Annotated in this window: 20 protein-coding genes and 1 tRNA gene; 9 read left to right on the top strand and 12 right to left on the bottom strand. The window is 72.9% G+C overall.

Annotated elements, in window-relative coordinates:
- Nucleotides 1–90: 90 nt before the first annotated feature.
- The gene (locus WBQ80_RS01240; protein ID WP_336570275.1) at nt 91–858 is read right to left on the bottom strand and encodes an SDR family oxidoreductase; all 768 of its coding nucleotides are present in this window, start codon (nt 856–858) and stop codon (nt 91–93) included.
- Nucleotides 859–984: 126 nt separating this feature from the next.
- Here WBQ80_RS01240 and WBQ80_RS01245 point away from each other — a divergent pair, with 126 nt between their 5' ends.
- From WBQ80_RS01245 to WBQ80_RS01260, 4 genes are all read left to right on the top strand, one after another.
- Nucleotides 985–1,458 carry an NfeD family protein gene (locus WBQ80_RS01245; protein WP_336570274.1) on the top strand — a complete coding sequence of 158 codons (474 nt, stop codon included), beginning with the start codon at nt 985–987 and terminating at the stop codon, nt 1,456–1,458.
- A gap of 17 nt (nt 1,459–1,475) precedes the next feature.
- Nucleotides 1,476–2,390, top strand: coding sequence for an SPFH domain-containing protein (locus WBQ80_RS01250; protein ID WP_442892658.1), 915 nt, complete (start codon nt 1,476–1,478; stop codon nt 2,388–2,390).
- A gap of 8 nt (nt 2,391–2,398) precedes the next feature.
- Entirely contained in the window at nt 2,399–3,154 is a 756-nt protein-coding gene (locus WBQ80_RS01255; protein WP_336570272.1) for a glycerophosphodiester phosphodiesterase family protein, read from the top strand.
- An 86-nt stretch (nt 3,155–3,240) separates the two neighbouring features.
- Nucleotides 3,241–3,606 carry an RNA polymerase-binding protein RbpA gene (locus WBQ80_RS01260; protein WP_336570271.1) on the top strand — a complete coding sequence of 122 codons (366 nt, stop codon included), beginning with the start codon at nt 3,241–3,243 and terminating at the stop codon, nt 3,604–3,606.
- On the opposite strand, the gene lnt is transcribed toward WBQ80_RS01260, so the two are convergent.
- From lnt to WBQ80_RS01305, 9 genes are all read right to left on the bottom strand, one after another.
- On the bottom strand, nt 3,603–5,228 hold the full coding sequence (gene lnt, locus WBQ80_RS01265; protein ID WP_337282442.1) for an apolipoprotein N-acyltransferase: 1,626 nt from the start codon (nt 5,226–5,228) through the stop codon (nt 3,603–3,605). The genes WBQ80_RS01260 and lnt overlap by 4 nt on opposite strands.
- On the bottom strand, nt 5,225–7,654 hold the full coding sequence (locus WBQ80_RS01270; protein ID WP_336570374.1) for a DEAD/DEAH box helicase: 2,430 nt from the start codon (nt 7,652–7,654) through the stop codon (nt 5,225–5,227). Before WBQ80_RS01270 ends, lnt begins: the two co-directional genes overlap by 4 nt.
- 12 nt (nt 7,655–7,666) lie before the next feature.
- Nucleotides 7,667–8,416, bottom strand: a complete 750-nt coding sequence (tatC, locus tag WBQ80_RS01275) for a twin-arginine translocase subunit TatC (protein ID WP_336570373.1) — start codon at nt 8,414–8,416, stop codon at nt 7,667–7,669.
- Between the two features lie 48 nt (nt 8,417–8,464).
- Nucleotides 8,465–8,767, bottom strand: coding sequence for a twin-arginine translocase TatA/TatE family subunit (tatA, locus tag WBQ80_RS01280; RefSeq protein WP_336570269.1), 303 nt, complete (start codon nt 8,765–8,767; stop codon nt 8,465–8,467).
- A 93-nt stretch (nt 8,768–8,860) separates the two neighbouring features.
- Entirely contained in the window at nt 8,861–9,850 is a 990-nt protein-coding gene (locus tag WBQ80_RS01285; RefSeq protein ID WP_336570268.1) for a helix-turn-helix transcriptional regulator, read from the bottom strand.
- Nucleotides 9,847–10,866 (bottom strand): helix-turn-helix transcriptional regulator, encoded by a 1,020-nt coding sequence (locus tag WBQ80_RS01290; protein WP_336570267.1) that lies wholly within the window; start codon nt 10,864–10,866, stop codon nt 9,847–9,849. Before WBQ80_RS01290 ends, WBQ80_RS01285 begins: the two co-directional genes overlap by 4 nt.
- 51 nt (nt 10,867–10,917) lie before the next feature.
- Complete coding sequence (locus WBQ80_RS01295; RefSeq protein WP_336570266.1) at nt 10,918–11,832, bottom strand: FKBP-type peptidyl-prolyl cis-trans isomerase; 915 nt, start codon at nt 11,830–11,832, stop codon at nt 10,918–10,920.
- A gap of 39 nt (nt 11,833–11,871) precedes the next feature.
- On the bottom strand, nt 11,872–12,888 hold the full coding sequence (locus tag WBQ80_RS01300; RefSeq protein ID WP_336570265.1) for a tRNA (adenine-N1)-methyltransferase: 1,017 nt from the start codon (nt 12,886–12,888) through the stop codon (nt 11,872–11,874).
- On the bottom strand, nt 12,885–13,559 hold the full coding sequence (locus tag WBQ80_RS01305; protein WP_336570264.1) for an HAD family hydrolase: 675 nt from the start codon (nt 13,557–13,559) through the stop codon (nt 12,885–12,887). Before WBQ80_RS01305 ends, WBQ80_RS01300 begins: the two co-directional genes overlap by 4 nt.
- A gap of 77 nt (nt 13,560–13,636) precedes the next feature.
- Between WBQ80_RS01305 and WBQ80_RS01310 the strand changes: the two genes are divergently transcribed.
- Nucleotides 13,637–14,545: a PAC2 family protein gene (locus WBQ80_RS01310; protein WP_336570263.1), complete on the top strand. Its 909-nt coding sequence runs from the start codon at nt 13,637–13,639 to the stop codon at nt 14,543–14,545.
- A 59-nt stretch (nt 14,546–14,604) separates the two neighbouring features.
- Here WBQ80_RS01310 and WBQ80_RS01315 read toward each other — a convergent pair whose 3' ends face one another.
- Together WBQ80_RS01315 and WBQ80_RS01320 are read right to left on the bottom strand one after the other, a co-directional pair.
- The gene (locus WBQ80_RS01315) at nt 14,605–15,429 is read right to left on the bottom strand and encodes an undecaprenyl-diphosphate phosphatase (protein WP_336570372.1); all 825 of its coding nucleotides are present in this window, start codon (nt 15,427–15,429) and stop codon (nt 14,605–14,607) included.
- 82 nt (nt 15,430–15,511) lie between these two features.
- Nucleotides 15,512–16,879, bottom strand: coding sequence for a M20/M25/M40 family metallo-hydrolase (locus WBQ80_RS01320; RefSeq protein ID WP_336570262.1), 1,368 nt, complete (start codon nt 16,877–16,879; stop codon nt 15,512–15,514).
- A gap of 103 nt (nt 16,880–16,982) precedes the next feature.
- Between WBQ80_RS01320 and WBQ80_RS01325 the strand changes: the two genes are divergently transcribed.
- The 4 genes from WBQ80_RS01325 to WBQ80_RS01340 all read left to right on the top strand — a co-directional run bounded on the left by WBQ80_RS01325 (nt 16,983) and on the right by WBQ80_RS01340 (nt 22,993).
- Nucleotides 16,983–17,066 (top strand) — tRNA-Leu (locus WBQ80_RS01325).
- 169 nt (nt 17,067–17,235) lie between these two features.
- Complete coding sequence (locus tag WBQ80_RS01330) at nt 17,236–17,985, top strand: hypothetical protein (RefSeq protein ID WP_336570261.1); 750 nt, start codon at nt 17,236–17,238, stop codon at nt 17,983–17,985.
- Complete coding sequence (locus WBQ80_RS01335; protein WP_336570260.1) at nt 17,982–19,538, top strand: DNA polymerase Y family protein; 1,557 nt, start codon at nt 17,982–17,984, stop codon at nt 19,536–19,538. The genes WBQ80_RS01330 and WBQ80_RS01335 overlap by 4 nt, the downstream gene beginning before the upstream one ends.
- Nucleotides 19,538–22,993 (top strand): error-prone DNA polymerase, encoded by a 3,456-nt coding sequence (locus tag WBQ80_RS01340; protein ID WP_336570259.1) that lies wholly within the window; start codon nt 19,538–19,540, stop codon nt 22,991–22,993. Before WBQ80_RS01335 ends, WBQ80_RS01340 begins: the two co-directional genes overlap by 1 nt.
- The last annotated feature ends 10 nt before the right edge of the window (nt 22,994–23,003 follow it).

Genomic DNA, 23,003 nt, shown 5'->3' on the forward strand with positions numbered 1-23,003 from the left:
ACCGGGGGGGGGGGGGGGGGGGGGAAGACCCCCCCCCCCCCCCCCCCCCCCCCCCCCCCCCCCCCCCCCCCCCCCCCGCTGCCGTACGGCCTACTGCTCGGGCGCGAACCCGGAGACGTCGCCGACGTAGCGCGTGTGGTCGGCGGGGATCGGGTCGACGGCGGCCGAGGCCACCTCGGCGGCGAACTCGGCGACGTTGTAGAGCTTGCCCGCGTCCTCCTTGCGGGCTGCGATGGCACCCGGGTTGGCGCGCTCGAGGAGCGTGGCCGTGATGGTGCCCTCGATCATGTCGCCCGACACGACCACGAACTCCACGCCCTTCCCATCGAACTCGTCGAGCTTGGCGCGGAGCGCATCCTCGCCGGCGCGCTTGGACAGGGCGACGGGTTCGTACTCGGGCATGGTCGGGGTCGTGCGGATGAAGTGCGCCTGGTGGCTCGTGACGAACACGATGCGGGCGTTCTCGGCGAGGTGCGGCAGGGCGTTGTCGACCACGTTCACCTGGGCGTCGCGGTTCAGGCGCATGGCGTAGTCCTCGCCCATGCCGGTCTCCATGCCGCCCGAGGCGTTGAGCACGAGGAGGTCGATCGGACCGAACTCGCCGACGGCGCGCTCGAACATCGACTGCACCGACGCGGAATCCGTGAGGTCGGCGCCGACCGCGATCGCGCGACCGCCGGCCGCCGTGATCTCGCCGACGAGCTTCTCGGCACGCGGCGCCTTGCTGCGGTAGTTGATGACGACGGCGGCACCGGCCTCGGCGAGGTAGCGCGCGGTGTCGGCGCCGATGCCGCGGGACGAGCCCGTCACGACGGCGACGCGGCCGTCGAGCGATCCGGGGGCGAGCGGGTTGGTCACGTTGGGGCTCCTCGATGCGTGCGGGGGCGTTCGCGCGTCACGCGGACGCGCCGTCCCCGAGACTACCAACTCCCCCACCGGCGACCCGCGCGCTGCTAGGTTCGACACGGGTCCGAAGGAGACGAAGTGGATGTGCTGACGCAGTACGCGTGGATCGCCTGGCTCGTGCTGATCCTCGTGTTCGCGACCATCGAGGTGTTCACGCTCGAGATGACGTTCCTGATGCTCGCGCTCGGCAGCGTTGCCGGGCTGCTGTCGGGTCTGACCGGCATCCCGTGGTGGGCGCAGTTCATCGTGGCGGCCGTCGTGGCGGTCGCATTGCTGCTCACGCTGCGGCCGTCGCTGCTGCGGATGCTGCGGCGCGGCGCCGACCCGGCCCGGAGCAACGTCGACGCGCTCATCGGCGCCGAGGGCAGCGTGGTGCGCACGGTCACGGCGGCCGGCGGCCAGGTCAAGCTGCACAACGGCGACGTGTGGACGGCACGGCTCTCGCCGATCACCGAACAGGCGGACGTGGCCGCGGGCGAGCGCGTGCTCGTCACCGGCATCGACGGCGCGACGGCGGTCGTCGTGCCCATTGAGAGGAGCGCCCCGGCGTGAACGACATCGGTCCCTTCATCACCCTGGTCGTCGTCGCGGCGATCGCGATCTTCGCGATCGTGGTGATCGCACGATCGATCCGCATCGTTCCGCAGGCCTACTCGGGTGTGGTCGAGCGCCTCGGCCGGTACCACAAGACGCTGTCCCCGGGCCTCAACGTCCTCGTGCCCTTCATCGACCGACTGCTGCCGCTCGTCGACATGCGCGAGCAGGTCGTCTCGTTCCCGCCGCAGCCGGTGATCACCGAGGACAACCTCGTCGTGTCCATCGACACGGTCGTGTACTTCCAGGTCACCGACGCGCGTGCCGCCACCTACGAGATCAACAACTACCTCGGCGCGGTCGAGCAGCTCACGACCACGACGCTGCGCAACGTCGTCGGCGGCCTGAACCTCGAAGAGGCGCTCACGAGCCGCGACAACATCAACGGCCAGCTGCGGATCGTGCTCGACGAGGCGACCGGCAAGTGGGGCATCCGCGTCTCGCGCGTCGAGCTCAAGGCGATCGACCCGCCGCTGTCCATCCAGGACTCGATGGAGAAGCAGATGCGCGCCGAGCGCGACCGTCGCGCTGCGATCCTCACGGCCGAGGGCACCAAGCAGTCGGCGATCCTCGAGGCCGAGGGCGCCCGCCAGGCATCGATCCTCAAGGCGGAGGGCGACGCGAAGGCCGCCGTGCTCCGAGCCCAGGGCGAGGCGGAGGCGATCCTCACCGTGTTCGACGCGATCCACCGCGGCGACCCCGACCCGAAGCTGCTCGGCTACCAGTACCTGCAGATGCTCCCCCAGCTCGCCGAGGGTGCGTCGAACAAGCTCTGGATCATCCCCAGCGAGCTCACCGAGGCCCTGAAGGGCATCGGCGGCGCGTTCACGCCGAAGTCCGGCGAGGGTGCCGCCGGCACCGCGGCCGCGCGGCCCGACCTCGCGGGCTGATCCCGCCCGTGTCCTCGCGCTGGTTCGAGCCGGCGACGCCGCGCGTGCTCGCCCACCGCGGCCTCGCCCTCGACGCGCCCGAGAACACCCTGCTCGCGTTCGAGCGCGCCGTGGACGCCGGTGCCGCCTACCTCGAGACCGACGTGCACCTCAGTGCGGACGGCGAGGCGGTCGTCGCCCACGACCCGACCCTCGAGCGCGTCGCGCCGGGACGCCGCGAGCGGGTCGCCGATCTCCCGGTCGCCGAGCTCCGTCGGGTCGACCTCGGCGGCGGCCAGGGCTTCGCGACCCTCGACGAGGTGCTGCATGCGTTCCCCGGCGTCCGGTTCAACATCGACGTGAAGACGGATGCCGCGGTGCACGCGACCGTCGAGGCCGTCCGCCGGGCGGCTGCGGCCGACCGAGTGCTCCTCACGGCGTTCTCGGACGCGCGACGGAGACGGCTCGGCGCGATGGTGCCGGGAGCGGTCACGTCGGCGGGCCGCACGTCCGTGCTCCGGGCGCGCGCGGCATCCCTCGCCCGGAACCCGTCGCTGCTGCGTCGCGCCGTCGCGGGCGCGCAGGCCCTGCAGGTGCCCGAGCGCGTCGGCCGGATGGCGCTGCTCACCCCCGCGCTCGTCGCGAGCGCCCACGCCGCCGGTGTCGAGGTCCACGTGTGGACCGTCAACGAGGAGGCCGACATGCGGCGCCTGCTCGCCCTCGGGATCGACGGGATCGTGACCGACCGGGCCGACCTGGCGCTGCGGGTCGTCTCGCAAAGCTGAGAGTTCCCCGGCAAAACCCCAGCCCCCGGGAAGAATACGCCCAGCTTGATCGTCTATACCTGATTGACGATCGAGAGGAGTACGCCATGGCGGACCGGAGCCTTCGAGGCATGCGCATCGGCGCCCAGAGCCTGCAGAGCGAGGACGGCGTCGTGTTCGCCGACCGCGCCGACTACAGCTACCAGTGCGAGGCGTGCGGACGCGAGACGGTCATGACCTTCTCGACGGAGGCGGAGATCCCCGAGATGTGGGAGTGCCGTCACTGCGGCGGTTCCGCGGTCCTGCTCGTGGACTCCAAGCCGGTCGAGATCGACCGCTCGGGCGAGAAGGTCGCCCGCACCCACTGGGACATGCTGCTCGAGCGCCGCACGCGCGCCGAGCTCGAGGAGCTCCTGCAGGAGCGCCTCAACTACCTGCGGGCCCGTCGCGGCCAGCAGAAGATCGGCGCCTAGCCCGCCGATTGCACGCCGTCGCCCCGCCCGGATCCCGTCCGGCGCGGGGCGTTCTGCGTGTGGCCCGCCCCCGCCCGCACGCCCGCGAGCACGAGCCCCGCGAGCGCGCCGATCACCGTGAGCGTGGGCACGAATCCGCCGAGCACCACGGCCGGCGTCAGGCCCTCGCGCAGTTCGACGTCGGTCACCATCGCACCGGCCTCGTACGCAGGGAGGTCGTCGACGGTGCGGCCGGCCGGGTCGATGACCTGGCTCGTGCCGACGGTCGAGATGTTCACGACCGACCGGCCCGTCTCGATGGCGCGCAGGCGCGCGATCGCGAGCTGCTGCTGGTTCTCGTCGGTGCCGCGGAAGTCGGCGTTGTTGGTCTGCAGGAGGTAGAGCTCCGCGCCGTCGCGCGCCCCCTCCCAGATGAGCCCGTCGTAGATGACGTCGAAGCAGATCGCCACACCGGCCACCGCGCCGCCGAGGTCGAACACGGGCGGCTCGGTGCCGGGCGAGTAGCCGCGCTGGATGAGTCCCGTGAGCTCGGGGGCCAGCGCGTCGTAGAACCAGCGGTCCGGGATGTACTCGCCGAACGGCACCGGGTTCCGCTTCGAGAACCGGTCGACGGCGCCGGCGCCGGCCTCCCACTGGAGCGACGTGTTGTAGAAGCGCTCCTCGTCGTCGACGGTGACCGTGTTGAGGACGACCGGCGCGTCGATGCGTTCGCTGAGGTCGTCGAAGACGCGGGCCGCGTCCGCGCTGCGGGTCGGATCGACGTCGGATCCGCCCTCGGGCCAGAGCAGCACGTCGATCCCCGGCTCATCGAGCACGGGCTCGGTCGCATCGAGCTGCGCCGCGAGGATGTCGCCGGGCTCGCGTTCGTCGAAGTAGCCCGACGGGCCGTTGCCCTGCACGCTCGCGACGCGGAACTCGCCGGTCGGGACCGTCGGCCACGCGGGCACCGCGACGGCGACCGCGAGGAGGGCGGCGACGGGCGCAGCCGTGCGCAGGTCGCGCCATCCGCGCAGCCGCACCCACTCGATCACGCCCGCGGCGATGGCCACCATGAGCAGCCCGAGGCCGCTCGACCCGACCCATGACACGACCTGTGCGAACGGGCTCTCGGACTGGCTCAGCGCGGCGCGGCCCCACGGGAACCCGCCGTACGGCAGCGTGCCGGTCGCCGTCTCCCGGACGATCCAGAGCCCGGCGACGAGGAGGGGCAGCGCGACCAGTCGCACCCATCGGGAGGGCGTCGCACGCGGCACCCATCGGTAGGCGAGCGCGATGAGCACCGCTCCCCCGCCCACGAACAGCGCCTGCAGGATCGACAGCGCCAGCCACGGCACCGGACCGAGGTACAGCGAGGTCCACGAGACGTGCGTGAGGTAGAAGGCCAGGCCGAACACGAGGCCGATGTGGAACGCCGCCCACGACGAGCGCCCGATGAGCGCGATCAGCGCCATGGCGATGCCGACGAAGGCGAGCGGCCACACGCTCGCGCCGGGGAACCCGAGGTCGTACACGACCCCGCCGAGCGCGGCGACCAGCAGCGCCGCCCACAGGGGCATGACGGGCCGCGTCGCGTCGACGGATGCCGCGGACGCGGCATCGGATCGCGTCGGGGCCATGCTCATGCGGCCGCACCGTAGGCGACGACCCCGCGGCGCACCGCGTCGATGGCGGCCCGCGCAGTGGCCCCGAGCTCGGCGTCGGCCACGATCGAGACCTGGTCGAGGAGATCGATGACCTGCTTGGACAGGCGGACGAAGTCGCCCGCGGCGAGCTCGGTCTCCGACAGCACGCCGGCGAGGCCGGCGCCGCGGGCCCACGCGTGCATGGCCGCCGCGAGCGTGGGCACCGGCTGCTCGGTTCCGGGCAGCCGATGGTCGCGCTCGACGTCGTCGAGCTCGCTCCACGCGTCGGTGGTGCGGTCGAACGCGACCCGGAAGGGTCCCTTCGGCAACCGGGACTGGAGTCCTCGCTCGTCGCGCCTCGGCTCGTACACGAGGGAGGCGCCCATCGCGGCGAGTCCCGCGACGTCGAGCCCGTCCCACAGCCCGCGGCGGAGCGACTCGGCGACGAGCAGGTCGCGCTCGCCGTAGATCCGCTTGAGGGTGCGCCCTGCCGCCGTCGACGCCAGGCCGCCCCGGCCGTCGGACTCGAGGTAGCCGAGCTGCTCGAGCACGTCGGCCACGCGGTCGAACCGCTTGGCGACCTGTCCGGTGCGCGTCCGGATCTGCCGGCTCAGGTCGTCGTGGTCGCGCTTCAGGCGCCACCAGCGTTCAGCCCACCGGGCGTGCTGCTCGCGCTCGGCGCAGCCGTGGCAGGGGTGCGCGCGCAGGCGCTTGCGCTCGGCGGCGAGCTCGCGCTGCAGGCGCTCGCGCTGGGCGTGCGTCGGATTGCCCTTGGCCTGCTGCCGCTCGAGGTCGGCGATGCGGCGGCGGATGCCCGCGTACTCCCCGAAGTCGCCGAGGTGGCACTGCATGGCGCGTTCGAAGCCGGCCATCGACTCCTCCTGCTTGCGCAGGGTCCGGGCGAGATCGACCACCGCGCGATCGGCCTGGAACTGCGCGAAGGACAGTTCGAGCACCTGGCGCGTGCGCTCGCGGCCGAACTGGTCGACGAGGTTCACGGCCATGTTGTAGGTGGGAGAGAAGCTGGAGTTCAGGGGGTAGCTGCGGCGTGAGGCGAGCGAGGCCACCGCCTCGGGGTCGAGGCCGTCGACCCACTGGATGACCGAGTGGCCCTCGACGTCGATGCCGCGACGGCCCGCGCGCCCGGTGAGCTGCGTGTACTCCCCCGGGGTGATCGGCACGCGCGCCTCGCCGTTGAACTTCTCGAGCTTCTCGAGCACGACCGACCGGGCCGGCATGTTGACGCCCAGCGCGAGCGTCTCGGTCGCGAAGACGACCTTGAGGAGCTTGCGCTGGAACAGGTCCTCGACGATCTCCTTGAACGTCGGGAGCATTCCGGCGTGGTGCGCCGCAACGCCGCGCTGCAGCCCTTCGAGCCACTCCCAGTACCCGAGCACCGCGAGGTCGTCGTCGCGCAGCATCCTCGCGCGTTCCTCGACGATCGCCCGGATCTCGTCGCGCTCGGCCGTGTCGGTGAGGCGGATGCCGCTGCGCAGCACCTGGCGCACGGCCTGGTCGCATCCCGCACGCGAGAAGATGAAGACGATCGCGGGCAGCAGGTGCTTGGAGTGCAGCAGGGCCACGACATCGGGCCGGTCGATCCTCCCGGCCCCGTGCTGGCCCTGGTGGAATCGGCCGCGGTCGCCGCCGCGGCGACCGCGTTCGGAGCGGCCCCGGATGGAGCGGCCGCCCGCCCGAGCGAGGCGCTGCAGCTCGGGGTTCACCCGGTGCGTTGCCGCCTGGCCCGAGGAGTCGAAGAGGTCGACGAGCTTGCCGCCGACGAGGACGTGCTGCTCGAGCGGCACCGGCCGCTGCTCGGACACGATGACGTCGGTGTCGCCGCGGACGGCCTGGAGCCAGTCCCCGAACTCCTCGGCGTTCGAGACGGTGGCGCTCAGCGAAACCAGGCGCACCTCCTCGGGGAGGTGGATGATGACCTCCTCCCAGACCGCGCCGCGGAAGCGGTCGGCGAGGTAGTGCACCTCGTCCATCACGACGAACGCGAGCCGGTCGAGCAGCGGCGATTCGGCGTAGAGCATGTTCCGGAGCACCTCGGTCGTCATCACGACGATGCGCGCCCCGGAGTTGATGTTCGTGTCGCCCGTGAGCAACCCGACGTTGCGCGCACCCCAGGCCTCGACGAACTCCTGGTACTTCTGGTTCGAGAGGGCCTTGATCGGCGTCGTGTAGAACACCTTCTCGTCGCCGGACTGCATCGCGAGGTGGACGGCGTATTCGGCGACCACCGTCTTGCCCGCCCCGGTGGGAGCAGCGACGAGGACGCTGCGACCCTCGTCGAGCGCACCGCATGCCGCGCGCTGGAAGGGGTCGAGGTCGAACGAGAGGTTCGCCGCGAACTCCTGCAGCCTCGGCTGGCGCCGTTGCTGCCGGGACAGTGCATAGCGTTCCGCCGGCGAGAGGCTCATCACCCCTCCAGCCTAGACAGGCGTGCCGAACTCCCGCTCCAGGCGCTTGGCCACCCGCTTGTCGTGCAGGTACGCGATGCCGTATGCGGCGAAGTACAAGCCGACCATCGGGATCGCGAGCATGAACATCGAGACGACATCGGCCGACGGCGTCGCGATCGCCGTGAACAGCGTGATCACGAGGATCGCCACGCGCCACGACTTGATGATCGAGGCCGCGCTGATGACTCCCGCGAAGTTGAGCAGGACGATGAACACCGGGACGACGAACGCGATCCCGATCGCGAGCACGAGCTTCAGCACGAAGTCGTAGTACTCCTTCGCCGTGAGCAGCGATTCGCTCCCCTCGGGGACGAACCCGGTCATGAGCTTGACGATGTTGGGCAGGACGAACCAGCCCGCGGCGCACCCGGCGAGGAAGAGCGGGATGGCCGAGCCCAGGAAGATGAAGGAGAACTTGCGCTCGCGCTGATTGAGGCCCGGGACGAGGAACGCGAAGATCTGGTACAGCCACACCGGGCTCGAGATGACGATGCCGACCGTGAACGCCACCTGCAGTCGGAGGTCGAACGCGCTGGAGATCGTCGGGAAGATGATGCCGCCGCCGCCCTGGGCCTCGGCGACCGCCTCGACGGGCGCCTGCAGGGCGTTCCAGATGAACAGGTCGGTGAGGATCCAGCCGACGACGGCGCCGAGCACGATGGCGATGGCGGAGATGAACAGTCGCTTGCGCAGCTCGACGAGGTGCGCGCCGAGCGACATCCGCTTCTCGCGGTTCGCGGTGCCGCGATCCTTCACGGCCGACACGGGCTAGGCGGTCGGGCCGGCGTCCGTGCGCTTCGCCGGATCGGCGCTCGTCGAAGACGCGGGCGGCGTGGCGGTCGACGCGTTCGATGCCGTCGACGTCCCCGTGACAGGCGCATCGGCCGCCGTCGTGCCGTCGGCCGCGTCGGTCCGCTCGCCGTCGGCGTCGGGACGGACCTCGTTCTTGAGGATCTTCATCGACTGGCCCAGGCTGCGCGCGAGTGCGGGCAGCTTCGGCGCACCGAACAGCAGCAGGATCACCAGCAGGATGATCAGCGCGTGCCAACCGGTGAAGGCGTTTCCAAACATAGGTGCTCGTCCAATTCTGGCGGGATGGTGCAGTCAGTCTAGCCGGTCGATCGTGCGGCGCATCCCACCCGCCGCGGCGCCGCGGACTCGGGCTCAGCGGCCGTCGTCGGGATAGCCCGCGAGGCCGGCCTCGGCCCACTCCGCCACGACCGCGCGCGCCTCCTCCGGGGCGACGACCGTGACGAGGCCCGGAAGGCCGGCCACGAGCCGCTTGAGCCCGTGCACGTGCGCGAGCCGCAGGGTGACGCGCAGTCGCCCGTCGACCTCGGTGGCGGTCGAGTCCGCGAGGTAGTCCGCGAGCAGCGGGAGCGTCGCCGGGGCGACGTCGACGACGACCTCGAGGTCGGTGTCGGACGCCTGGAACAGGGTCTCCGGGATGGTGCGGTCGGAATGGTCGGCGATCGGCTCGTCGGCCACCTCGAGGCCGCTCATGCGGTCGATGCGGAAGTTCCGCACCTCCTCCCTCAGGTGGTCGAACGCCTGGAGGTACCAGTCCGCCCCGAGGGAGGCGATCCGGAGCGGATCCACCCGGCGCCGCCGGCGCTCCCCGCGGGCGTTCAGGTAGTCGAACTCGAGCTGGCGACCGGATGCCACGGCGTCGCGCACCACCGCGAGCGACGCGTCCGCAGCCTCCTCCGCGACCGCCAGGCGGCTGGGCGCTGCGGACGCACCGGCCCGCAGCTTCCGCGTCAGCGCGGCCAGGGACGCACTGCCGGCGTTCTCCGGCGAGGCGGAGAGGTACTGCAGGCCTGCGATGAGGGCCGCCGCCTCGCGCGCCGAGAGCCTCGGGGCGTCGTCGATCGCGACGTGGTGGACGATGACGATGACGTCGTCGTCCTCGAACGAGTCCCAGTCGATGTCGAAGAGGTCGTTCGGCTGGTAGGTGCCCGTCGCACCGGGAAGTCCGGAGGTGGCGATGAGCCGGACCGCGTCGCGGATCTCCTCCTCGCCGACCCCGAAGTGCGCGGCGGCCTCGGCGACGTCGACGACGCGCTGCTCGAGCAGGTACGGGACGAGCGCGAGCAGGAACACGAGCTTGTCGGGCCCGCGCATGCCCGCGGCGCGGCGCGACGACCCGCTCATCGGGCGGCTCTCGCCCGGTGGGCGTCGGCGACGGCGGCGAGCCGCTCGCGCACCGCGTCGCGCAGGTCGGCGGGCGACAGCACGCGCACCTCCGGTCCGTACGAGGCGAGCTCGTCGGCGAACACGGCCGCGTCGGTGTAGTGCAGCCGGATGACCCCGGCGTCGTCGTCGGCCTGCACCGCGCGCTTGCCGAGGCGCACCTCGGCGTCGGAGCCGGCCGTCACCGCGAGGTCGGCGACGTTCGCCTGCCGCAGGGCCCGGAGGTCGGCGAGGGCCCGGTCCTGCACGTCGGCGGGCGGCGGGTCGAAGGGCTTGCCCGCGACGGCCTGCACGTCGCCGACGATGCGCGACAGCAGGAACGTGCGGGACGCGGCCACGTCGACGTCGCGTCCGTGGAGATGCCAGCGCCCCTCGTGGAGGACGACCGCGTAGGGCTCGACGGTCCGCAGGCGCGGTTCCCGCTCCCCCGGCTTGAGGTAGCGGAACCGCACCCGCTGGCGCTTGTCGAGCGCCTGCCGGATCGGCTCGAACGCGGCGTCGCGGACGCGGAGCCGCGGGGCGTACCCGATCACCGGCTCGCGGGGCTCGATGCCGAGCGAGCGGAGCTTCGTGAGCGCCCGCTGCGAATCGGCGGACAACGACGCCTCGCGCCACACCTCGGCCGCGAGGCCGAGCAGGGCGAGCTCGTCGGGCGTGAACCGCACGTCGACGGGGAGGTCGTAGTCGCCCTTCGGGATGCGGTAGCGGAGCGCCTGGTTGTCGCCCGGGCGGTCGGGGGACTCGATCGTCTCGAGCGGGATGCCGAGGTCGCGGATCTCGTCCTTGTCGCGCTCGAACTGCCGCTCGAGGTTCGCGTTGCCGCCCCGGTCGTCGTAGCGCTCGGCGTAGCCGCGCACCGTCGACAGGATCTCGGACTTCAGCAGTCCGGTCTCGGTCGCGAGGAGGGCCAGGACGAGGCTGAAGAGCCGGTCCTCGACCGGGATCCTCGGCTCCCCCGAGCGCTTGGATGACGCCACGTCAGCGATCATACTGACCGGCGTGCGAGGGGCGGATGACGCGCCCGCCGCTCACACGACGCCGAGGATGTCGACCACGTAGAACACCGCGCCGCCCGTCGACTCGTCGCCCGGCAGGGCGATGCCGAGCTGCGAGCCGACCGTCCGTCCCTCGAGCGAGGCGGCGAACGGCGGGCTGCCCTGGGCCGCGGCGTCGTCGCCGACGACGACGGCCGTCGGGCCGCCCTGCTCCCACGTCGACCCCTCGAGGAGGGTGCCGTCGTCCCACCGCACGCCGGTGTAGTGCACGAGGACCTGGTCGCCGGCCCCGACCTCCTCGCCGTCGCCCCGCTTGATGACCTCGACCTCGGTGTCCTCGAAGGGGTCCGTGTCGGGCACGGTGATGCCCGGACGCCCGTCGGGTGCGGTCACCACGGCAGGGAAGCCGTCGCGCGTGAGCTGGGGCGCGCCGTCGGCCTTGACGAGGAACGCGCGGTGCACGTCGAAGACCATGACGAGGCTGTCGTCGGGCTCGACGGCGAGCTGGGCGTTGCCCTCCTCGCCGAACGCGTCGGCGGGCGGTGCGACGATCACGACGCGCGAGCCCTCGCTCGCGCAGGAGAGGCCCTTGCGGATGCCGGGCAGGCCGCCGTCGCTGAGCAGGATCGGGACGGGGTCCTCGTCGCCGAATCCGGTGACGTCGATCTCCTCGCCGGTCGACCCGTTGTAGACGGCCAGGCCGACGAGCGCCTGCTGGCCGGTGACGAGACGGTCGCCCTCGCCTTCGATGACCTCGGTGCACTGGGTCGCCGACGGCGAGACGGGCGTCGGGAAGTCGACCCGGGGGGTCTCGCCGAACTCGCCCTCGACCTCGATCAGGTCGGAGGACGGGCCGGCGCTCGCCTCGGGGTCGGGTGCCGCGGTGCAGCCGGTGAGCGCGACCGCGAGGGCGGTCGCGGTGGCCAGAAGCGCGAGCGGGAGTCGCACGGGTCCTCGTTTCGTCTGGGTGGAACGGGCGCAGACAGCCTAGTCGGCGTCGGCCGCCTCGGTGTCGGGTCGGGAGTCGTCGTCGCGGCGCGAATGGCGGGCCGCGGCATCGGCCGCCCGCGCGCGCTTGCGCAGCACCTTGTCGCTCACGTTGCGCTCGCCGAGCGCGCCCGGGGTCCAGGCCTCGACGTCCTCGTCGCTGAACTCGGTCTTCGACGGTCGGCGCTTGCGCTCGGGCGGGACCGTGTCGGGCGCGAGCCGGCGAGCCGTGAGGAGGAACCCGGTGTGGGCGATCATGCGGTGGTCGGGCCGGACCGCGAGGCCCTGCACGTGCCATCCGCGGACCATCGTCTCGCTCGCCTGCGGCTCGGTGTAGCGGCCGGTCGCGCGGATCGCCTCGGCCACGCGCGAGAGCTGCGTCACGGTCGCGATGTAGCAGAGCAGCACGCCGCCGGGCTTCAGCGCGGTGGACACGGCGTCGATGCACTCCCACGGAGCGAGCATGTCGAGCACCACGCGGTCGACGGAGGCCTCGGACGCCTGCCCGGGCAGCGCCTCGGCGAGGTCGCCGAGGGTGATCGACCAGTTCGCCGGGTCCTCGCCGTGGAAGGTCGCGACGTTGCCGCGGGCGACGTCGGCGAACTCCTCGCGGCGCTCGAATGACATGAGGCGGCCCTGCGGACCGATGGCACGGAGCAGCCAGAGCGACAGCGCGCCCGAGCCGACGCCCGCCTCGACGACGGTCGCGCCGGGGAAGACGTCGGCCTGCGCGAGGATCTGCGCGGCGTCCTTCGGGTAGACGATCGCGGCGCCGCGCGGCATCGACATCACGAAGTCGCTGAGCAGCGGCCGCAGCGCGAGGTACTCGACGCCGACCTGGTTCGCGACGACCGAGCCGTCGGGCAGGCCGATGAGGTCGTCGTGCGCGATCGCGCCCTTGTGGGAGTGGAACAGCTTGCCCGGCTCGAGCGTGATCGTGTGCAGGCGGCCCTTCGGGCCGGTCAGCTGCACGCGGTCGCCGGCGCGGAACGGCCCGCCTGCCTCGCCGCGGCTCATGCGGTCTCCCTCGCGGATGCCGCGACCCGGGCGATGTCGTCGACGGTCCGTCCGTCGAGCGAGTCCCAGATCACGTGGGCGGCGGCCGGGTCGAGGGGCACCATGTGCGGCACGCCGATGGCGACGGTGCCTGCGGATGCCGCGGAGCGGAGGCCCGGCACCGAGTCCTCGATCGCGACGCACTCGCCGATGGCCACGCCGAGCCGGTCGGCGGCCGTGAGGTACGGCTCGGGATGCGGCTTGGGCTCGGACACCTCGTCGCCCGTGACGAGCAGGTCGAACGCCTCGAACGGGATCGCCGCGACGATGTCCTCCGCCATCGACCGGACCGACATGGTGACGAGCGCGGTCGGGATGCCCGCGTCGCGGACCGACTTCAGGAGCGCCTGCGCCCCGGGCTGCCACGGCACCCCGTGCTCGGCGAGCTGCTCGCGGACGCGAGCGGTGAGTCGCGCCACGATGGTGTCGGCGTCGAGGTCGACGCCGGCCCGCTGGAACACCGCCGCCGCCTCCCAGAGGCCGGCCCCGACGACCTGCAGCGCGTCCTCGTCGGTCCAGGAGCCGCCGAACTCGCGGACGAGCTCGCCTTCGGCTCGCATCCAGTACGGCTCGGTGTCGACGAGGGTGCCGTCCATGTCCCACAGGACGGCGGCGGGGAGGGCTGGGGTCACAACCGGCGATTCTATCCGCACGGCCTATTGTGGAGGTGAGCCCGGAGGTCCCGGGCTCGGGAAGCGGGGCGAACCGAGTGCAGCAGCCGACCGGGTTCCAGGGCGGACGACTCCTCGTCGTCGCATTCGAGGGGTGGAACGACGCGGGCGAGGCGGCCACCGGCGCCGCCCGGCTCCTCGCCGAACGACTCGCCCTCGTCGAGGTCGCCGCGGTCGACCCGGAGCTCTACTTCGACTACCAGTTCACGCGGCCCACGATCCAGGCCGAGGCCGACGGCACGCGCCGGCTCTCCTGGCCCGGCGCGGCGATCCTCGGACCGAGCGGCATCCCCGCCGAACCGGACGACGAGGGCGTGACGGGCCCCGGCGCCGACGCGCTGCACGTGCTCCTCGGCGCCGAACCCGCGCGCACCTGGAAGGGCTTCGCCGCCGAGCTCATCGACGCCGCGCTGTCGGCCGACATCGAGGGGATCGTGCTGCTCGGGGCGATGCTGGCCGACGCGCCCCACACGCGCCCGCTCGCGGTGTTCGCCTCGAGCGAGAACCCCGAGGTGCGCGCGGCACTGGGCGTCGAGCGCTCGACCTACGAGGGCCCGGTCGGGATCCTCAGCGTGATCGCCGACCAGGCCGAGCGCGTCGGCATCCCCACGGTGTCGCTCTGGGCGTCGGTCCCCCACTACGTGCACAACGCACCCTCCCCGAAGGCCGTGCTCGCGCTGCTCGGCAAGGTCGAGGAGCTGACCGGCCTCAGCATCCCGCGCGGCTCGCTCGAGGACGAGGCGCAGGCGTGGGAGGCGAGCGTCGACGCGCTCGCGTCGGACGACGACGAGATGGCCGGCTACATCCAGCAGCTCGAGCAGGCGCGCGACGCCGCCGACGCGCCCGAGGCCTCCGGCGAGGCCATCGCGCAGGAGTTCGAGCGGTACCTGCGCCGCCGCGGCGACCAGCCCGGCGGCGGTCCGTGGCGGCCGCGCGACGGCGCCTAGCCCGGCCGGCCCGGCGCGGCAGCCGCACGGCGACGACTCGCGCGGCGCCATCCGCCGGGCTAGGGCTCCAGCACGCCCGTGCCGAGCAGCACGAAGATCGTCGCGCCGAGCACGATGCGGTAGATCACGAACGGCAGGAAGCTGCGTTTCGAGATGTAGCTCATGAAGAACGCGATCACGAGGATGGCGACGACGAACGCGACCGCGGTCGCCACGGCCGTCTCGAGCGGCCCGTACACCGCCGGCTCGCCCCAGCTCTTGAACAGCTGGTAGAAGCCGGAGCCGAACACGGCCGGGATGGCGAGCAGGAACGCGTACCGCGCCGCCGCGGCCCGCTCGTAGCCGAGCAGCAGCCCCATGGTGATCGTGCCCCCGGACCTCGAGACGCCGGGGATGAGCGCGAGCGACTGCGCGAGGCCGAAGTAGATGCCGTGCGGCACCGTCAGCTCGTCGAGCTTGCGGCGCTTCGCCCCCGCCCAGTCGGCGAGCCCCAGCACGATGCCGAACACGATGAGCATCGTGGCGACCACGTACAGCGATCGGAAGACCGTCTCGATCTGGTCCTGGAACAGCAGGCCCAGCACCACGATCGGGATGGACCCGACGATGATCAGCCAGCCCATGCGCGCGTCGGGGTCGTTGCGCGGCACGCGGCCGGCGAGCGAGGCGAACCAGTTCCGGATGATCCGGACGATGTCGCGCCAGAAGAAGACGACCACGGCCGCCTCGGTGCCGAGCTGCGTGATCGCCGTGAACGCCGCCCCGGGATCGGACGCGTTGGGCAGGAACTCGCCGAGGATGCGCAGGTGCGCGCTGGAGGAGATCGGCAGGAACTCGGTGAGGCCCTGCACCAGGCCGAGGATGATCGCTTCGATCAACTGGATGTCGCCCTTCCGCCCCCCGGGACGGCGGAGGGCACGGGACCGTCGTGGTCGAGAGTGTCGGAGCGTCTTCGAGACGAGGACGTCAGTACGAGAGGAGCAGGTCCCGCAGGACCCGCCTACCGAAGACTAGTGCGTCGAGCGGCACGCGTTCGTCGACCCCGTGGAACATCGCCGGGAAGTCGATGCCCTCGGGGAGCCGGAGTGGAGCGAAGCCGTAGCCGGCGATGCCGAGGCGCGAGAGGGACTTGTTGTCGGTGCCGCCGCTGAGCAGGTACGGGAAGACGGTCGCGCCGGGGTCGTGCGCGTGCAGGGCGCTCGTCACGGCGTCGACCAGCGGACCGTGCGTGGGCGCCTCGAGGCCGACGTCGCGGTGCACGGTCCGGATCTCGATGTCGGGGCCGATGAGGTCGCGGATCTCGGCGAGGACCGCGTCCTCCTCGCCCGGCAGGGTCCGGATGTCGACGAGCGCCTCCGCGCGGTCGGGGATCACGTTGTGCTTGTAGCCCGCGTCGAGCAGCGTCGGGTTCGACGTCGTCCGCAGCGTCGCGGTGATGAACCCCGAGGCGGAGCCGGTCGCGAGCGCGAGTTCGTCGGGCGAGACCTGCTCGGGATCGGCACCGACGGCGGCCGCGATCGCCGCGAGCAGCTCGCGCGTCGTGTCGGTGAGCCGCAGCGGCCACTCGCGGCGGCCGATGCGCGCGATGGCCTCGGCGAGCTTCGTGACGGCGTTGTCGCCCACCAGGCGGGAACCGTGCGCGGCCGTGCCGTGCGCGACGAGGCGCACCCAGACGAGCGACTTCTCCCCCGTCTGGAGCAGGTACGCGCGCTGCCCGCCGACCGTGATCGAGTATCCGCCGACCTCGCTGATCGCCTCGGTCGCGCCGGCGAACAGCTCGGGGTGCTCGTCGACGAGCCAGCTCGCGCCGTACAGTCCGCCGGCCTCCTCGTCGGCGAAGAATCCGAGCACGAGCTCGCGTTCGGGCAGTCGGCCCTCGGCGAGGATGTCGCCGACGGCGGCGATGATCATCGCGTCCATGTCCTTCATGTCGACTGCGCCGCGACCCCAGAGCATGCCGTCGCGGATCTCCCCCCCGAACGGGTCGACGCTCCAGTTGCGCGGGTCGGCGGGCACCACGTCGAGGTGGCCGTGCAGCACGAGGGCCGGCTTGCCGGGGTTCGCGCCCGGGACGCGCGCGACGACGCTCGCGCGGCCGGGCGCCGACTCGTACAGGGCGGGCTCGAGGCCCATCGCGCGCAGTCGCGTCTCGACGTACTCCGCCGCCTCCCGCTCGCCGTTGGAGCGGCCCTCGCCGTGGTTGGTGGTGTCGAAGCGGATGAGGTCGCGCGCGATGATCGCGGTCTCGTCGAGGCCGTCCGGCGGACCGCCGGCGGTTCCCGTGGGGGTCGCCGTCGATGGCGGTCGGGCGTCGGTCGGAGGGGTCTCGGACATGGCCTCCACGCTAGCGCCGGGGCCTGGTCGGCGGTGTTCAACCCCCTGCGGAAACCGTGCTAATGTCTTCTACGGCCGCTGAGCGATCAGGGGTCGAGACAACGCGCGGGTGGCGGAAATGGCAGACGCGCTAGCTTGAGGTGCTAGTGCCCTAACGGGCGTGGGGGTTCAAGTCCCCCCTCGCGCACGCGTTGTCGAGAAGGCCGGATCTTCGGATCCGGCCTTCTCGCGTTTCCGGGGCCCGCCGCGGTCCATCCTCGCCCTCGCCCGGGGCGATCCGGTGCTCGACACATGTGGACGCGTGGCATCCGGGACTTGCCGTATTCGAACATGTGTTCGAACATTGAGTGGTGACGATGACCGCTCCCCGATCCGCGCCGACGGCGCCGGCAGCGGCCGCGGGGCGGGTCGAGCGGGTCGAGGAGCTGCAGGCTCGCATCCGCGGCATGCAGGCCACGCGGCTCGCCTCACGGGCGGTGCCGACGCATCCGGCGCTCGCCGCCGTGCTGCCCGGCGGCGCCCTGCGCGAGGGCGCGGTCGTGCAGGTCGAGGGATCGATCACGCTGCTCATGGCCGCGCTCGTCGGCCCATCGCGGAGCGGCCGCTGGGTCGCGGTGTCGGGCATCCCCGAGTTCGGCGTCGAGGCGGCCGCGTGCTTCGGCATCGACCTCGAGCGGCTCGTGCTCGTGCCCGATCCGGGCCGGCAGTGGCTCACGGTGGCGGCGGCGCTCGCCGACGTGATCCCCGTGGTCGCCGTGCGCCCCACCGGGCGGCTCGCGCCCGCCGAGGCGTCGCGGTTCGCGGCGCGGCTGCGGCAGCGCGGCGCCCTGCTGCTCGTCGACGGCGAATGGCCCGGCAGCGACGCGCGGCTCGAGCTCGAGCGGAGCGAGTGGACCGGGCTCGACCGGGGCCACGGGCACCTGGCCGAGCGCGAGGTGGTCGTCCGCGTCACGGGCCGCGGCGAAATCGGCCGGGGCAGCCGCCGGCGCCTGCGCCTTCCGGCTGGCGACCTGGACTTCGCTGCGGTCGAGGCAGCGCCCGACGCGGTCGGCACGGGCGCGGCATCCGTCGTGCACCGGCCGGACTTCACGGCGAGGGCGTCGTGAGCGCCGCCGTGCGCACCATCGTGCTGTGGTGCCCCGACTGGCCCGTGCTCGCCGCATGCCGCGAGCACGGCGTCGACCCCGCCCTGGCCGTCGCGCTCACCGAGAAGGGGCTCGTGCACTCGTGCTCCATGTCAGCCCGACGCGACGGCGTGGCGCGCGGGCTCAAGCTCCGCGAGGCGCAGTACCGCTCGACCGCCCTCACGGTGCTCGAGTACGATGCAGCGCTCGACCACCGCGCGTTCGAGCCGGTCGTGCGCGGCATCGAGGCCATCGTGCCGGGCGTGCAGGTGGTGCGGCCGGGCACGCTCGCGATGCGCGCCCGCGGCCCGGCTCGGTACTACGGCGGCGAGGAGGCCGCCGCGCGGGCGCTGCTCGACGCGGCCGCGGGGCTCGGCGTGGTCGGCGCCCGGGTGGGGGTGGCCGACGGGCCGTTCGCGGCCGAGCAGGCGGCGCGCGCGGCATCCGGTGCCGGATCGGGGGCACCCGTGCACGTCGTGCCGCCCGGGGGGTCGGCCGCGTTCCTCGCGCCGCTGCCCGTGGCGCTCGTGGTCGACGCGCGCACGACCACGCTGCTGCATCGGCTCGGCGTGCGCACGCTCGGCGACTTCGCCGCGCTGCCCGACGACGACGTGCGGCGGCGCTTCGGTGCCGCGGGCGCCTTCGCCCACGACCGCGCGGCGGGCCGCGAGCAGTCGCGGGTCGCCCCGCGCACTCCCCCACCCGACTTCGAGGTCGAGCAGCACTTCGAGCCGCCGCTCGACCGCATCGACCAGCTCGCGTTCGCGTTCCGGGTGCGGGCCGACGAGTTCATCGAGCGCATGCGGGCGGTGCGGCTCGTGTGCACGGGCATCCGCATCGAGCTCGACGACGAGCGTGGCGGGCACTCGAGCCGCAGCTGGCTGCATCCGCACTGGTTCACTCCCGCCGACGTCGTCGACCGCGTCCGATGGCAGCTGCAGGGCGCGGGCACCGCCGACGCCGGGCTCGACTCCCCCATCGTGCGGCTGCGCGTCGTGCCCGAGCGCGTCGACTCCACCGGCAACCACGAGGCGGGCCTGTGGGGCGGCGGGCCCGACGAGCGCGTGCACCACGGGCTCACGCGCGTGCAGAGCATGCTCGGGCACGAGGGCGTCGTGACCGCGGCGGTCGGCGGCGGACGCATGCTCGCCGACCGGCAGGTGCTCGTGCCGTGGGGCGACCGGGCCCCCGAGCGCACCGCGGCCGAGGCGCCATGGCCAGGCAGCCTGCCGGCGCTCGCGCCCGCGAGCGTGTTCCGCGAGCGGATTCCGGTGGCGCTCGTCGACGACGACGGCACGCCCGTCGCCGTCGAGGCACGCGGGGCCGTCTCGGCGCCGCCCGCCTCGTTCGCCGTGGGCGCGGGGCGGCCCGCGCCGGTGCGCGCGTGGGCGGGGCCCTGGCCCGTCGTCGAGCGCTGGTGGGACGCCGAGCGGGCCCGTCGCGTGCACCGGTTCCAGGTCGTCGACCACGACGGCTGCGCGTGGCTGCTCGTGCGCGACGCCGACGGCTGGTGGGCCGAGGCGAGGTACGACTGATGGGCTGGAACAACCCCGAGATCCCGTGGTCCGAGCTCGAGCGGCGGCTCTCCGACCGGCAGCGGCCGGGCGGCTCGAAGGTCGTGGCCGATGGCGGCGACAGCCCGGGATGGAGCCGGAAGCGGCATCCGTACCGCCCGTCGGAGGGCGCGGACGAGCGGCCGGCCGGGCCGATCGTGCCGTACGCCGAGCTGCACGCGCACTCGACGTTCAGCTTCCTCGACGGCGCGTCGGGGCCCGAGCGACTCGTCGAGGAGGCGCACCGGCTCGGGCTCAGCGGCATCGCGATCACCGACCACGACGGCTTCTACGGCGTCGTGCGCTTCGCCGAGGCCGCCGAGGCGTACCCCGGGCTCGACACGGTCTTCGGCGCCGAGCTGTCGTTCGGGCTCACCGAGCCGCAGATGGGCGCGGCCGACCCCGAGGGCGACCACCTGCTCGTGCTCGCGGGGCGTGAGGAGGGCTACCACCGGCTGGCGTCGGCGATCACCGCGGGCCAGCTCGCGGGCGGCGAGAAGGGCCGGCCGACCTACTCGCTCGAGGAGCTCGCGGCGCGCGCCGACGGGCACTGGGTGGTCTCGACGGGGTGTCGCAAGGGTGCGGTGCGTCGGGCGCTCGCCGGCGAGGGCGGGGCGGATGCCGCGTGGCGCGAGCTCGACCGGCTCGTCGCCCTGTTCGGCCGCGATCACGTGGTCGTCGAGCTCACCGATCACGGCGACCCGATGGACCAGGTGCGCAACGACGAGCTCGCCGAGCTCGCCGCCCGAGCGCACCTCCCGGTGCTCGCGACGAACGCCGTGCACTACGCGACCCCCGGCGAGCACCGGCTCGCGTCGGCGCTCGCCGCGGTGCGGGCGCGGCGCAGCCTCGACGAGCTCGACGGCTGGCTGCCCGCCACCGACGGCCTGCACCTGCGCTCGGGCGCCGAGATGCTCGCGCGGTTCGACCGATACCCCGGCGCCGTCGCCCACTCGGTGACGCTCGCGCGCGACCTGTCGTTCCGGCTGCGCAGCGCCCGGCCGAAGCTGCCCCGGCAGGAGGTCCCCGAGGGGCACACGCCCATGTCGTGGCTGCGCGAGCTCGTGTGGCGCGGCGCCGAGCGACGCTATCCGGGGCTGCCCGACTCCGTGCGCGACCGGCTCGCGAAGGAGCTCGACGTGATCGAGCAGAAGGACTTCCCCGGGTACTTCCTCATCGTGCACGACCTCGTGCAGGAGGCGCGGCGGCGCGGCATCCTGTGCCAGGGTCGCGGCTCGGCGGCGAACTCGGCGGTCTGCTACGTGCTCGACATCACGGGGGTCGACTCGATCTTCTACGAGCTGCCGTTCGAGCGGTTCCTGTCGTCGCTGCGCGACGAGGAGCCCGACATCGACGTCGACTTCGACTCCGACCGTCGGGAGGAGATCATCCAGTACGTCTACGGCAAGTACGGCCGCCAGAACGCCGCGCAGGTCGCGAACGTCATCAGCTACCGGCCGAAGGGCGCCGTGCGCGACATGGCGAAGGCGCTCGGCTACTCGACCGGGCAGCAGGATGCGTGGTCGCGCCAGGTCGAGCGCTGGGGCGCCGTCGTCGAGACGCAGGACCACGACATCCCCGACGCGGTCGTCGAACTCGCCGAGCAGCTGCTGACGTTCCCGCGGCACCTCGGCATCCACTCGGGCGGCATGGTGCTCACCGACCGGCCCGTCGGCGAGGTGTGCCCCATCGAGCACGCTCGCATGGAGCACCGCACGGTCCTGCAATGGGACAAGGACGACTGCGCGTGGATGGGGCTCGTGAAGTTCGACCTGCTGGGCCTCGGCATGCTCGCGGCGCTGCAGTACACGTTCGACCTCGTGCGCGAGTGCACCGGCGAGGAGTGGGAGCTCGCGACCATCCCGAAGGAGGAGCCGGCGGTCTACGACATGCTGTGCCGGGCCGACTCGATCGGGGTCTTCCAGGTCGAGTCTCGCGCGCAGATGGGCACGCTCCCCCGGTTGAAGCCGCGGTGCTTCTACGACCTCGTCGTCGAGATCGCGCTCATCCGCCCCGGCCCGGTGCAGGGCGGCGCGGTGCACCCGTACATCCGCCGCCGCACGGGCGAGGAGCCGATCAGTTACCTGCACCCGAAGCTCGAGCCCGTGCTGCGACGCACGCTCGGCGTGCCGTTGTTCCAGGAGCAGCTCATGCAGATGGCCGTCGCGGTCGGCGACTGCGACGCGGCCGATGCCGACCTGCTGCGTCGCGCCATGGGGTCCAAGCGCGGCGTCGAGAAGATCGAGCGGCTGCGCGCGAAGCTCTACGAGGGGATGGCCCGCAACGGCATCGAGCCCGACGTCGCCGACTCGATCTACGAGAAGATCGAGGCGTTCGCCAACTTCGGCTTCGCCGAGAGCCACGCCATCAGCTTCGGGCTGCTCGTCTATGCGAGCTCCTGGCTGAAGCTGCACTACCCGGCGGCGTTCCTCGCGGCGCTGCTGCGCGCGCAGCCGATGGGGTTCTACTCGCCGCACACGCTCACGGCCGACGCGCGCCGCCACGGCGTCGAGCTGCGCCGGCCCGACCTCGCACGGTCGGGCGTGCACGCGGGGCTCGAGCCGGTCGATGGCGACGACCACGATGAGACGGCGACGGATGCCGCGGCGGGGGCACGCGGCATCCGTCGCCCCACCGGCATGCCGGGCTGCGCCCACGCGACCCAGCCGCCCGTGGGCGACTTCGACCGAGCGGCGCCCGACCGCTCGGCGGAGCACCGACGCGACGGCGCGTTCGCCGTGCGACTGGGCCTCGCCGACGTCACCTCGATCGGCGAGAAGGTCGCCCAGCGCATCGTCGCCGAGCGCGACGCGCACGGACCGTACCGCGACATGGCCGACCTGTCACGGCGCGCCGACCTCGACGCGACGCAGCTCGAGGCGCTCGCCGCGGCCGGCGCGTTCGAGTGCTTCGACCTGCAGCCGCGCCAGGCGCTGTGGCTCGCGGGCGAGGCCGCGCAGGATCGCGCCGACTACCTGCCTGGGGCGGTCGTCGTCGTGCAGCCCCCGCTGCTGCCGATGCTGAACGACGCCGAGCAGGTCGTGTACGACCTCTGGGCGACCGGCATCTCCCCCGACGACCACCCGATCCGGCACGTGCGCGACCGGCTCGACGAGCGCGGGGTCGTGCGCATCGACCGCCTGCAGCAGGCCGAGTCGGGTCGCCGGATCGAGGTCGGCGGCGTGGTGACGCACCGGCAGCGGCCGGCGACGGCGAGCGGCATCACGTTCATGAACCTGGAAGACGAGTCCGGCACGCTCAACGTGATCGCCAGCGTCGGGGTCTGGAGCCGGTACCGGCGGATCGCCCGGGAGGCGCCCGCGATGGTCGTCCGCGGCATCCTGGAACGCTCCCGCGAGGGCGTCGTCAACCTCGTGGCCGACCGGTTCGAGCCGCTCACCGTGTCGACCTCGAACCGGTCGCGCGACTTCCGCTGACGACGGATGC

The organism is Agromyces sp. CCNWLW213 (assembly GCF_037199545.1).
Lineage (GTDB): Bacteria > Actinomycetota > Actinomycetes > Actinomycetales > Microbacteriaceae > Agromyces.